This is a genomic window from Massilia sp. UYP32 (assembly GCF_050434365.1).
Lineage (GTDB): Bacteria > Pseudomonadota > Gammaproteobacteria > Burkholderiales > Burkholderiaceae_D > Telluria > Telluria timonae.
The window spans coordinates 73,684-84,484 of the sequence record NZ_JBNDIK010000032.1 but is presented as its reverse complement, the minus strand read 5'-3'; the positions used below and the strand labels follow the sequence as shown (position 1 = coordinate 84,484).

The window sequence follows — 10,801 nt, the reverse complement described above, 5'->3', positions numbered from 1 at the left end:
TTTTTGGGCTTCTTGGTGGTCATCACTTCGGTCATGGAACAGTCCTTTCGGGATTATTTCATGACCCCGTTCCACACAGAAATTCTGACAGGCTCGGTCGACGCTCTACAAGGAGCTGGCGCATGGCAAGAGTGCGATCGCAAATATGTTTGGCCTGTCGGCTCCAGTGCTCGAATCCTGGCTCCACAGCTTGAACAACCTACGTAATGCCTGTGCGCACCATGGACGAATCTGGAATCGTTCTCTGCCGTTCGATCCACAATCGCATCCACGTTATTCGGCGCACTTCGCCCATCCGTCCCGCTTCTATTCTCGTGCTGCGGTCATCCGCATCATGACCACGGCTATTGATGGGAACCCGTTCTTTTCGGACGGCTTGCGATATCTGTTCCATTCGTATCCGATGATCAATCCGGCGCAGATGGGTTTTGGCCAAGGCTGGGACCGAGATCAGCTCTGGGTATAGATCGAACCTGGCGCCTCGGCGCGACAGGCGACAGGACCCTCTCGCACCCATCGCGCAGGCTTTTATCCGGTCTTTTCAGCACTTCATCGGATTATTTACCATTTGTGATACGGCAGAGTTACAGTAGCAAGATCACAACTCGTCAAGAAGGGTAGCCGTCATGCTGAAACTCTCCGCCGTCGCCGTTGCTGTCGTCCTGCTGTCGACCCCGATGCTCGCGCAAGCGCAGCAACCAGCCACCAGGGCCGCCTCGGCGCAATCCCTGGCCGGCAAGCTCGATGCGCTATTCAAACCCCAGTACAAGGCGGACGACCCCGGCGCCACGGTCATCGTGGTCAAGGACGGCAAGACGGTGTTCAGGAAGGCCTATGGCGCCGCCGACGTGGCCGCCAAGACGCCGCTGACGCCCGGTACCGTGCTGCGCCTGGGCTCGATCACCAAGCAGTTCACGGCGGTGGCGATCCTGATGCTGGCCGAGGAGGGCAAGCTGGCCCTGAACGATCCCATTACGCGCTTCTTCCCCGACTATCCGACCGGCGGCAAGGTCATCACCGTCGAGCACCTGCTGACCCATACCTCGGGCATCGTCAGCTACACCGGCAAGTCGGGCTATGTGTCGACGATGGCGAAAGACTTCACCGTGGCCCAGATGATCGACGGCTTCAGGAACGATCCGCTCGAGTTCGAGCCCGGCACCCAGTTCCGCTACAACAACAGCGGCTACTTCCTGCTCGGCGCGATCATCGAGCGGGTTTCGGGCACGAGCTACGCCAGCTTCCTCGAGCAGCGCATCTTCACGCCGCTGGGCATGAAGGACACCGCGTATGAAGGCGTCGAGCGTTCGAACGCGCCGCGCGCGATCGGCTACAGCGCGCAGGAGAAGGGGTTCGCGCCGGCGCAGCCCCTGTCCATGAGCCAGCCGTATGCGGCCGGCGCGCTGGTCTCCACCGTGGACGACCTGGCGAAATGGGATGCCGCCATCGCGTCCGGCAAGCTGCTCAAACCCGCGAGCTGGAAGATGGCCTTCACGCCCTACCAGCTGACTCCCGAGAAGTCGACCGGTTATGGTTATGGCTGGGGCGTCGGCACCCTGCAGGGCACGCCGGTCGTCGAGCATGGCGGCGGCATCAATGGTTTCAGCACCTATGCGCTGCGCCTGCCGGAAAAAAAGATCTTCGTCGCGGTGCTGGGCAATGCCGACAGCGGCAGCGCCAACCCGGAGGTGCTGGCCAAGAAGGCGGCGGCGCTGGCGATGGGCAAGCCGTTCATGGAGCCGAAGGCATTCAAGCTCGATGCCAAGGCCCTCGACGGGTTCACAGGCGTATATGACATCGACGGCAAGGAAAAGCGCATCTTCACGAGCCGCGACGGCAATCTCATGATGGCCCGCGGCGACCGCTCGCCGGCCGCCCTGACGCCTTATTCGAAGGACGGCTTCTTCTTCCCGGGGACGCTGGCGCGCTTCGAGTTCGGACGCGATGCGCAAGGCAAGGTCACCCACGTCACGGTCGACAACGCAGGCGAGCGGACGCGCAACGAACGCGTCGGCGATGCGCCTGCCGAACGGGAGGCGGTGAAGATCGACAACGCCGGCTTCGATGCGCGCGCCGGCGCCTACCAGCTCGCGCCGCAGTTCACGATCACGCTGAGCCGGGAGGGCGAACGCTATTATGCGCAGGCGACCGGACAGCGCAAGATCGAGATCTTCCCGGCCAGTGAGGACGTGTTCTTCTCGCGCGACGTGAATGCCGAACTCAGGTTCGAGAAGGGCGCGGATGGCGCGCCGGTGGTCGTATTGCACCAGAACGGCCAGGCCACGCCCGGCAAACGGCTGCAGTAAGCACTCACCAAGAGTACTGAATGAGCTGGCCGCGGCTTATTTCGCGGCCTGCTCCTGCGCCAGCCGCAAGGCCACCTTGTGCCTGAAATAATCGTCCTTCACGTAGCGGTACAGGTTTTCGCCCGGGCACACCGTCTTGTCCGAATAATCGCGGTGGCTCTGAATGTCGTCCAGCGAGACCTGGTGCTTCGCGGCGAGCATGGCCATCAGGCCCACCACCGCATCGAGCTGCGGCTGGTTCGGCTCCACTTCTTCGAAATTGCCGACCACCTCGATCAGCGCATGTCCCTTGGGGTCGTAGTCGGTATTGGTGTCGCCCGCATAGGCGAGGTCGCGCGCGCCGTAGATGCGGCCATCGAGGTCGATCACGTAGTGGTAGGGGATGTCGAGCCAGCCTTTCTCGGCACGCGACCAGGCCTGCAGGCGGCGCAGGTAGGCTTGCGGGTCGGCGCCCGGCTTGAACGGTTCGCCCTGGTGGTGCAAGGTGATGTGGGTGATCCGGTGGCGCCGCGCCTTCGTCGCGTCGGCCGGCGTGCCGCCCCAGCTGGCGACCGGCACGATGGCGCGTTCGAGGTCGGGCAGGGACTCGGCGCCGTGCGCGCCGCCGATCGAGAACGCCAGCGCAATTGCGGCGCCAATATGTGAAACAGATGCGCGTGAAACAGATGCAGGGATCATGGCAGAATATCCAACATGGATGAGCCATCATCTTTCCACGTTTGACCGTGCAGCGCCAGCATATGCAAACCTGATAAGCTGATTCCAACGATAACAACAGCAGAGCACACCATGCGAACCATCACCCAGATCCTCCGCGACAGCAAGATTATCGCCATCGTCGGCATGTCGAACAAGGAAGACCGCGCCAGCAACGAAGTGGGCGCCTACTTGCAGCACAACGGCTACCGCATCCTGCCCGTCAACCCGAGCTATGCCGGCCAGACCATCCATGGCGAGACGGTCTACGCCAGCCTGCAAGAGGCCGCCGATGCCATCGCCGGCAGCGGCCAACGTATCGACATCGTCGACTGCTTCCGCAAATCCGAAGACATCGGCCCGATCGCGCGCGACGCCATCGCCGTGCGCGCCAGCTGCCTGTGGATGCAGCTCGATATCGAGAACCAGGCCGCCGCCGACCTGGCGCGCGCCGCCGGGCTGGACGTGGTCATGAACCACTGCATCAAGATCGAGCACCGCAGCCTGGAGGGATGAGAAAAAAGCGTTGGCCGCCGGGGTTGCCGCTTGCGCTACAATCGACGCATTTCAACCCCGTCAATACCACGCCATGATCAAGACCATCGCCCTGCTGCTCGCCGCCACGGCCGCCGCCAGCGTCACCCAGCCGGCACGCGCGCAGGCCGCGCCGGTCGCCGCGCTGACCAAGAGCCCGGCCGCATGCCCGGCCGTGCTCAAGCACAGCTTCAAGCGCCTGCAGGACGAAGCGCCGCAAGACCTCTGCCAATATGCCGGCAAGGTGGTGCTGGTGGTGAACACGGCCAGCTACTGCGGCTTCACCAAGCAGTACGAAGGCCTGGAAAAGATCTACGCCAAGTACGGTGGCCGCGGCTTCGTGATCCTGGGCTTCCCGTCGAACGACTTCGGCCAGCAGGAACCGGGCAGCGCCAAGGAAATCGCCGACCTGTGCTTCAACACCTATGGCGTCAAGTTCCCGATGTTCGCCAAGAGCTCGGTGAAAGGCCCGCAAGCCAACCCGCTGCATGCGCAGCTGATCAAGGCCACCGGCCAGGAACCGAAGTGGAACTTCACCAAATACCTGATCGGCCGTGACGGCAAGGTGCTCGACTACTTCCCGAGCAAGGTCACGCCGGAAGATCCTCAGCTGACCGGGAAGATCGAAGCGGCCCTGTAAGGGCATTCTCTGGCGATCAAAGATATAAGCTGGGAGATAGGCGTTTTATAAACCACATTAATAGCATGGTCATTTTGATGTAGATCATAGTTTGTTTTGCTTCACATCAATAAGCTTACCTTCGTCGCAGATGACATAAAAACGAAGAAAGGTAAGAAAAAGATGAAAACGCCGATGAAGACCGTGCTGGTGGCCCTGATCGCCATGGCGTCCGCCCAGGCGCTGGCGCAGGAATCCCCATGGCTGGTGCGCGCCCGCGCCGTGTACGTCGACCCGGACAACAAGTCGACCCCGATCGCCGGCGTCGGCGCGGCGGACCGCCTCGAAGTGAGCACGAAGACCATTCCCGAGCTGGACATCAGCTACTTCTTCACCCCGCATATCGCGGCCGAACTGATCCTGACTTATCCACAGAAGCACAAGGTCCGCCTGGACGGCGCCGAGATCGGCACCTTCAAGCACCTGCCGCCGACCCTGAACCTGCAATACCACTTCGCCCCCGGCGCGGCCATCAGCCCCTACATCGGCGCCGGCGTGAACTACACCCGCATATCGAGCGTCAAGCTGCTCGATGGCGCCGGCGACCTGGAAAACGATAGCTGGGGCCTGTCGCTGCAGGCCGGCGTCGACTTCCGCCTCAACGAACACTGGTCGATCAACGCCGACGTCAAGAAGGTCAAGCTGCGCAGCGACGTGTACGTCGGCGGCGCCAACGCCAGCCACCTGAAGGTCGATCCGGTCCTGTTCGGGCTGGGTGTCGGCTACCGCTTCTGACAGCTTGTGCGTGATCGCGTCCTGCCCGTCTTCCATGGGCGAGCTTCCAGCAAAAGCATCAAACATGGGAAAGGGCGGGGCGCGACCCACGCCTTCATTCTGCCCTGCGATTACGCCGCAAGCACGGCGCGCAGCGGCCCGCGCAGCGCGTTGCAGACGACGATGTCGTCGGCCTGTTCGAGCATGGCGCGCGTGATCACGGCTTCGCGCGCACGCCAGGCGGGCGCGGCCAGCAGCACGCCGCGCATCACGCCCGGCAGCACGCCGCAGGACAAGGGCGGCGTGAGCCACTCCTCGCCGAAGCGCAGGAACACGCTGCAGCGCCCTCCTTCCGTCAATTCTCCGCGCTCGTTAAAGAACAGCATATCGAAGGCGCCTTGCGCCTCGGCCGCCTTCCACGCCGCGTCGTAGCGGCCGCGGACGCTCGTCTTGTGGCGCAGGAAGACGTCGCCGCTGTGCGTCGGCTCCTGGGCCAGCAGCAAGGTCACCGGCTCATGCAAGGGCGTCAGCTCGCCGGATGTGAGCGTCAGCGCGCCGTCGTGGGAGACGGCCAGGCGCAGGCGGTGCAGCGCATCGGAGGGCAGGGCCAGGCTGGCTTCCAGCAGCGCGATATGGGCCGCGCCGCGGTCGAAGGCAAAGCCGAACCAGGCGCACGATGCTTCCATGCGGTCGAGATGCTGCTCCAGGTGGCGGCAGCCGTGTTCGCGCGAGGCGCGGATGGTCTCGAAGATCTCGAACTCGTTGGGCAGGCCGGTAAGAAAACCCGCCTTCAATTGGCACTCGGCGTATTCGGATTGCGCATCGCTGTCGTACACGATGCCGGCGCCGACGCCCAGTTCGCCGCGTCTTGCTCCATCGATCGATGGACCGAGCGCCAGCGTCCGGATCGGCACCGACAGGCAGAAGTCGCCGAAGGCGCGACCCGGGGGCGCCGGATCGAACCAGCCGATGGCGCCGGTATAGATGCCGCGTGCATCGGGTTCGAGTTCGTGGATGATCTCCATCGTGCGCCGCTTCGGCGCGCCGGTGATCGAGCCGCATGGATACAAGGCCTTGAAGATCTCTTCCAGCCCCGCATCCGCGCGCAGGCGCGCCTGCACGGTGGAGGTCATCTGCAGCACGGCGCCGTAGCGCTGCACCTCGAACAGGGCCGGCGTCTCGACGCTGCCGGTCTGCGCCACGCGGCCCAGGTCATTGCGCAGCAGGTCGACGATCATCAGGTTTTCGGCGCGGTTCTTGCTGTCCTGCGCCAGGCTTGCAGCGCGCGCGGCGTCGACATCCGCATCGCCGCTGGCCGGCGCCGTGCCCTTCATCGGCCGCGCCACCAGCATGCCCGCCTCGTGGCGCACGAACAGCTCGGGCGAGAACGACAGCACGGCGCCGCCGCCAGGCAGCGTCACCAGCGCGCCATACGGCACCGGCTGGCGCGCGCGCAGGCGCGTGTACAGGGCGAGCAGCGAACCGAAGGCTTCGAAGCGCAGCCGCCAGGTGTAGTTGACCTGGTAGGTGTCGCCGGCCGCGATGTAGTCGCGGATGCGGCCGATCGCCTCGGTGAACCGCGCCTCATCGACATTCGCGGTAATACCGGCGACGCCGGCCGGCGCAAGGTCCATGCTGCGCGTTGCCAGCCACGAGGCCACCTGCTCGCCGGTCATGCGTTCGCAGCGGGTAAACAGCAGCACCTGCGCCAGCGGGCCGTCGAGCGGGCGGGCCGGCAGGCCCTCCAGGTGCGCGCCCAGTTCATAGCTCAGCAGCGGCACCGCGTGCAGGCCGCTTTGCAGCGCCTGCGACAGCGCCGCCACCAGTCGCGGCCAGCCAGCCGCGTCCTCACAGGTCAGCGTGCCCGCATGCCCGCTGTACAGGCGCGAGCGGGCCTCCTGCGTGGCGCGGGCATCGTCCAGCAGCGCGAAGACTTCGCCGGTATCCATGCTCCGATTCTACGCCGCCAGCAGCAGGGACAGCTGGAGCGACGTGCCTTCGGTTGGATTGAGCTTGAAGCCCGTCTTCGCGAAGCGGTGCCAGCGGCCGGTGACATAGTTCACCAGCAGGCTGGCGCGCGCGGCGACGTCGGCTTCCTGGCCGTGTCCCTGGGTGACGGCCAGGCGCAGGGCGCCCTTGAAGGCCAGTTCGACCTTGTCGTAGAACTGGTTCATGCGCAGTTGCAGGCGCTCGTCTTCATTCACCAGCGCATCGCCGATCAGCACGCGCGTCATGCCCGGGTTGTTGGCCGCGAAGCCGAGCAGCATCTGCAGCATCGCGTGCGCCTGCGACAGGCCGCTGTCTTCTTTCTCGGTGATCTGGTTGATCACGCCGAATACCGACGACTCGATGAACTCGATCAGTCCCTCGTACATCTGCGCCTTGCTGGCGAAGTGGCGGTACAGCGCCGCTTCGGACACCGACAGGCGCGCCGCGAGCGCGGCGGTGGTGATTTTCTCGCCCTTGGGCTGCTCGAGCATCGAGGCCAGGGCCTGGAGGATTTGCAGCTTGCGCTGGCCTGGCTTCGTGCTTGCCATGGGATCCCTAGGAGTTGTTATTGGAGCGGCGCAGCCCGGAGAGCCGCGTCGGAAGTTGCCGCACGGATTTTACTTTGACATTGACGTAACCGGGGCATTTCAGGGTCCTCGGGAGGGGCGCTTTTCCAATCGGATCGCTCATCCGGGCGGTGTGACGCAGGTATTGGGTGACCCAGACGGTGCGCAGGCCCAGCTGGCGCGCGGTGCGCAGATTGGCCAGCGTGTCTTCGACCAGGATGCAGCGCTGGGCCGCGATGCCGTGCTTGCGCAGCAGGCGGCGCAACATCAGCTTCGACGGTTTCGGCCGCAACTGCCCGTGCACGTGCATGTGCTCGATTGCCACATGGTGCGAAAAATGGTTGTGCAGCTTCAGGCGGCGCACGATCTCGGTCGAATAGCTGTTCGGCGCATTGGTCAGCAAGATCTTGCGGCCAGGCAGGCGACGCAGCAGGCGCGCCAGGCCGCGCTCGGCGCGCAGCAGGGCGTCGAGCGGGCCGATGTCGTGGGTCTGGTGCAGGAAATCCCTGGCGCACACCTGGTGGTGGCGCATCATGCCGAGCAGGGTGGCGCCGTAGCGCTGCCAGTAGCCCAGGCGCGCGGCATCGACCATCTCTTGCGTGGCCGGCACGCCGTCGCTGCTCAGCACGCGCGCGATATACGTGTTCATATTGGCGCTGATCGCCGGGAAGATCGCGTGCGAGGCGTCGTGCAGGGTGTTATCGAGGTCGAACAGCCAGACTGGGGCTTGGAGGGAAGAAGTAGACACGGGTAATCGGCTCGCAAAAGATGCAACACGCGATTATGCCAGCGGCGCCTGACGACGTCATGGAGCGGGGTAAAACAGGGGATGGGAGATGGTGCCCTTGACGTGGATTGAACACGTGGCCTCTCCCTTACCAAGGGAGTGCTCTACCACTGAGCTACAAGGGCGGGTAGATGCGGTGGGCAATGCCCACCGTAACGACATTTTCTGTGGGGGTTTCCCCGTCACAAAAAATTTAGTGAGACCGGATCATAGTGCCAAAAGCCTGTTCGGTCAAGACTTCGAGCAACAATGAGTGCTCGATGCGGCCATCGATGATGTGCACGGTGTTCACGCCCGACTTCGCGGCGTCCAGCGCCGACGAGATCTTCGGCAGCATGCCGCCCGAGATCGTGCCGTCCGCGAACATTTCGTCGATCTCGCGCGCCGACAGGTCGGTCACCAGATTGCCCGCCTTATCCTGCACGCCGGCGATATTGGTCATCATGATCAGCTTTTCGGCTTTCAGGATTTCCGCGATCTTGCCGGCGACCACGTCGGCGTTGATGTTGTAGGCCTGGCCGTCCTGGCCGAAACCGATCGGCGAGATGATCGGGATGAAGGCGTCGTCCTGCAGCGCTTTCACGACGGCCGGGTTGATGGCCTCGATCTCGCCAACGAAACCGATGTCGAGGAACTCGCCCGGTTTTTCCTTGTCGGGCATCGCCATGCGGCGTGCGCGGATCAGGCCGCCGTCCTTGCCGGTCAGGCCGACTGCCTGGCCACCGTAGTGGTTAATCAGCATCACGATGTCTTGCTGAACTTCGCCGCCCAGCACCCACTCCACCACTTCCATGGTCTCTTCGTCGGTGATGCGCATGCCCTGCACGAAAGTGCCCTGCTTGCCGATCTTCTTCAGCGCATTGTCGATCTGCGGGCCGCCGCCGTGGACCACGACCGGGTTCATGCCCACCAGCTTGAGCAGGATGACGTCGCGCGCGAAGCCGTGTTTCAGGCGTTCGTCGGTCATGGCATTGCCGCCGTATTTGATGACGATGGTCTTGCCGTGGAAGTTGCGGATGTAGGGAAGCGCCTCGGCCAGGATCTGCGCCTTCAGCGCCGTCGACACGGCAGTCAAGTCGTCAGGTTGGTCGTCGGTCTTCAGGCTGGTCACTTGAGCGTTCATGGAGGGTCCGAAATAAATGTCGCGAGATTTTACAGGCAAATGCCGTAAAAACAGCGTAAACCTTGTGGGGAAAGGGCGGTGTCCTGTTGTATTTTATGGCAGCAATCGGTACTTTATCAGTTATGAGTATTTGCACGCGCTGCGGCGCCGAATTCGGATGTGCAATGGCCGACGGCGCCACCGAAGCTTGCTGGTGCACGGCCTTGCCGCCGGCGGTGGCCGTGCCGCAGGAGGCGGCCGGCTGCTGGTGCCCGGCGTGCCTGCGCGCGCATATTGCCGCGCACCCATTGCCAGTCGCCTTGCCAGTCGCGCCAACGACCGACTGACAGCTCAGCGCCGCGTGCGGAAGAAACGCATCATCTCGCGGCTCGCATCCGGTCCCTTGCCATCGGTATAGCTGCCGCGCGCATTGCCGCCGAACCAGGCATGGCCGGCGCCATGCACCAGCCAGTGTTCGGCCTGCACCATGCCGTCCTCGTCCGGATACAAGGTGCGCGTGTAGGCATGGCCGTCGGGCACGCGACCCGGTTCGGCGGTGCCCGGCTGCGCCAGATGGCGCGCGCCTTGCGCGACCACTTCCTCGCCATTGGCCGGATGCACGGTGGTGTCGCGGTCGCCGTGGAAGACGATGATCGGCAAGGGCTGTGCGCTCGTCGTGCTGCGGCGGAAGTCGCCCTTCATCGCCGCCAGCGCCGACGACAGGCTGTTGGCCGAGGCAAAGGGCAGGCCGGAATGCACGCCCACCGCCGCATACAGGTCGGGATAGAGCGTGCCCATGATGGTCGCCATCGCGCCGCCGGCGGACAGGCCGGCCACATACACCTGGCTTGGGTCCACCGCATGGCTGGCCATGATCGAGCGCGTCATGCCGGCGATGATCGATGGCTCGCCTTCGTCGCGGCGCTGGTCGACCGCATTGAACCAGTTCCAGCAGCGCGACAGGTTCGCGCCCTTGCTCTGGGCCGGATACAGCACCAGGCAGCCGATCTCTTCGGCCAGCACGTTCATCTGGGTGCCGGTGGCGAAATCTTCCGGGTCCTGGGTGCAGCCGTGCAGCATCACCACCAGCGGCGCCGGCGTACCGGTATAGCTGCCAGGCACATACAGCTTGTACTCGCGGCGGCCGGCGGCGTTCATGTGATGGCCGTCCTCGAACCTGCCGGTCAATGGCTCGCGCGCCGGCGGCGCAGGAGCGGGAGCAGGGGCACGGGCAGGGGCAGGGGCAGGCATGACGAAGTCGCGCATCTGGCGCTCGGCCACGCGCTGCACGGCTGCCGCGTTCTTCATGGCCTGCTGCACGGCGGCGCCAGGCGTGGCCGGTCCCGATCGCAACAGCGATCGGACGGCCCCGCTTAGCTGCCTCATCAGTAGTCGGTTGAGTTTCATGGCATTCCTTTTGTGCAGTGC

General features: G+C 64.2%; 13 protein-coding genes and 1 tRNA gene. 7 read left to right on the top strand and 7 right to left on the bottom strand.

Annotated elements, in window-relative coordinates:
* The 3 genes from ABIB42_RS22750 to ABIB42_RS22740 form a co-directional block, all read left to right on the top strand.
* A partial coding sequence (locus ABIB42_RS22750; RefSeq protein ID WP_429249025.1) for a hypothetical protein occupies positions 1 to 207 on the top strand: 207 nt, incomplete at its 5' end.
* A complete protein-coding gene (locus ABIB42_RS22745) occupies positions 146 to 466 on the top strand; it encodes an Abi family protein (RefSeq protein ID WP_429249022.1) in 321 nt (106 codons plus the stop codon). The genes ABIB42_RS22750 and ABIB42_RS22745, both read left to right, overlap by 62 nt.
* A gap of 160 nt (positions 467 to 626) precedes the next feature.
* Positions 627 to 2,306 carry a serine hydrolase gene (locus tag ABIB42_RS22740; RefSeq protein ID WP_429249021.1) on the top strand — a complete coding sequence of 560 codons (1,680 nt, stop codon included), beginning with the start codon at positions 627 to 629 and terminating at the stop codon, positions 2,304 to 2,306.
* 36 nt (positions 2,307 to 2,342) lie between these two features.
* On the opposite strand, the gene ABIB42_RS22735 is transcribed toward ABIB42_RS22740, so the two are convergent.
* Positions 2,343 to 2,984: a peptidoglycan recognition protein family protein gene (locus tag ABIB42_RS22735; RefSeq protein ID WP_005664022.1), complete on the bottom strand. Its 642-nt coding sequence runs from the start codon at positions 2,982 to 2,984 to the stop codon at positions 2,343 to 2,345.
* Between the two features lie 111 nt (positions 2,985 to 3,095).
* On the opposite strand from ABIB42_RS22735, the gene ABIB42_RS22730 reads away from it, so the two are divergent.
* The 3 genes from ABIB42_RS22730 to ABIB42_RS22720 all read left to right on the top strand — a co-directional run bounded on the left by ABIB42_RS22730 (position 3,096) and on the right by ABIB42_RS22720 (position 4,950).
* The gene (locus ABIB42_RS22730; RefSeq protein ID WP_005664020.1) at positions 3,096 to 3,518 is read left to right on the top strand and encodes a CoA-binding protein; all 423 of its coding nucleotides are present in this window, start codon (positions 3,096 to 3,098) and stop codon (positions 3,516 to 3,518) included.
* A gap of 73 nt (positions 3,519 to 3,591) precedes the next feature.
* Positions 3,592 to 4,176 (top strand): glutathione peroxidase, encoded by a 585-nt coding sequence (locus tag ABIB42_RS22725; RefSeq protein WP_071360943.1) that lies wholly within the window; start codon positions 3,592 to 3,594, stop codon positions 4,174 to 4,176.
* 162 nt (positions 4,177 to 4,338) lie between these two features.
* Positions 4,339 to 4,950 (top strand): OmpW/AlkL family protein, encoded by a 612-nt coding sequence (locus tag ABIB42_RS22720; RefSeq protein ID WP_219861942.1) that lies wholly within the window; start codon positions 4,339 to 4,341, stop codon positions 4,948 to 4,950.
* Between the two features lie 110 nt (positions 4,951 to 5,060).
* Here ABIB42_RS22720 and pabB read toward each other — a convergent pair whose 3' ends face one another.
* The 5 genes from pabB to argB form a co-directional block, all read right to left on the bottom strand.
* A complete protein-coding gene (pabB, locus tag ABIB42_RS22715) occupies positions 5,061 to 6,878 on the bottom strand; it encodes an aminodeoxychorismate synthase component I (protein ID WP_005664015.1) in 1,818 nt (605 codons plus the stop codon).
* 9 nt (positions 6,879 to 6,887) lie between these two features.
* Positions 6,888 to 7,466 carry a nucleoid occlusion factor SlmA gene (gene slmA, locus ABIB42_RS22710; protein WP_005664013.1) on the bottom strand — a complete coding sequence of 193 codons (579 nt, stop codon included), beginning with the start codon at positions 7,464 to 7,466 and terminating at the stop codon, positions 6,888 to 6,890.
* Between the two features lie 7 nt (positions 7,467 to 7,473).
* Positions 7,474 to 8,232 (bottom strand): pyrimidine 5'-nucleotidase, encoded by a 759-nt coding sequence (locus ABIB42_RS22705; RefSeq protein WP_005664011.1) that lies wholly within the window; start codon positions 8,230 to 8,232, stop codon positions 7,474 to 7,476.
* Between the two features lie 89 nt (positions 8,233 to 8,321).
* Positions 8,322 to 8,396: transfer RNA gene (locus tag ABIB42_RS22700), tRNA-Thr, on the bottom strand.
* 68 nt (positions 8,397 to 8,464) lie between these two features.
* The gene (gene argB / locus ABIB42_RS22695; RefSeq protein ID WP_005664009.1) at positions 8,465 to 9,394 is read right to left on the bottom strand and encodes an acetylglutamate kinase; all 930 of its coding nucleotides are present in this window, start codon (positions 9,392 to 9,394) and stop codon (positions 8,465 to 8,467) included.
* A gap of 95 nt (positions 9,395 to 9,489) precedes the next feature.
* Here argB and ABIB42_RS22690 point away from each other — a divergent pair, with 95 nt between their 5' ends.
* Positions 9,490 to 9,720, top strand: coding sequence for a cysteine-rich CWC family protein (locus ABIB42_RS22690; protein WP_429249020.1), 231 nt, complete (start codon positions 9,490 to 9,492; stop codon positions 9,718 to 9,720).
* Positions 9,721 to 9,724: 4 nt separating this feature from the next.
* Here the strand turns inward: ABIB42_RS22690 and ABIB42_RS22685 are convergent, their stop codons facing one another.
* Complete coding sequence (locus tag ABIB42_RS22685) at positions 9,725 to 10,780, bottom strand: extracellular catalytic domain type 1 short-chain-length polyhydroxyalkanoate depolymerase (RefSeq protein ID WP_219861944.1); 1,056 nt, start codon at positions 10,778 to 10,780, stop codon at positions 9,725 to 9,727.
* Positions 10,781 to 10,801: the final 21 nt, after the last annotated feature.

Coding starts and splice junctions, on each gene's coding strand:
- ABIB42_RS22745 (WP_429249022.1), top strand. CDS start 146: ATGTTTGGCCTGTCGGCTCCAGTGCTCGAATCCTGGCTCCACAGCTTG.
- ABIB42_RS22740 (WP_429249021.1), top strand. CDS start 627: ATGCTGAAACTCTCCGCCGTCGCCGTTGCTGTCGTCCTGCTGTCGACC.
- ABIB42_RS22735 (WP_005664022.1), bottom strand. CDS start 2,984: ATGATCCCTGCATCTGTTTCACGCGCATCTGTTTCACATATTGGCGCC.
- ABIB42_RS22730 (WP_005664020.1), top strand. CDS start 3,096: ATGCGAACCATCACCCAGATCCTCCGCGACAGCAAGATTATCGCCATC.
- ABIB42_RS22725 (WP_071360943.1), top strand. CDS start 3,592: ATGATCAAGACCATCGCCCTGCTGCTCGCCGCCACGGCCGCCGCCAGC.
- ABIB42_RS22720 (WP_219861942.1), top strand. CDS start 4,339: ATGAAAACGCCGATGAAGACCGTGCTGGTGGCCCTGATCGCCATGGCG.
- pabB (WP_005664015.1), bottom strand. CDS start 6,878: ATGGATACCGGCGAAGTCTTCGCGCTGCTGGACGATGCCCGCGCCACG.
- slmA (WP_005664013.1), bottom strand. CDS start 7,466: ATGGCAAGCACGAAGCCAGGCCAGCGCAAGCTGCAAATCCTCCAGGCC.
- argB (WP_005664009.1), bottom strand. CDS start 9,394: ATGAACGCTCAAGTGACCAGCCTGAAGACCGACGACCAACCTGACGAC.
- ABIB42_RS22690 (WP_429249020.1), top strand. CDS start 9,490: ATGGCAGCAATCGGTACTTTATCAGTTATGAGTATTTGCACGCGCTGC.
- ABIB42_RS22685 (WP_219861944.1), bottom strand. CDS start 10,780: ATGAAACTCAACCGACTACTGATGAGGCAGCTAAGCGGGGCCGTCCGA.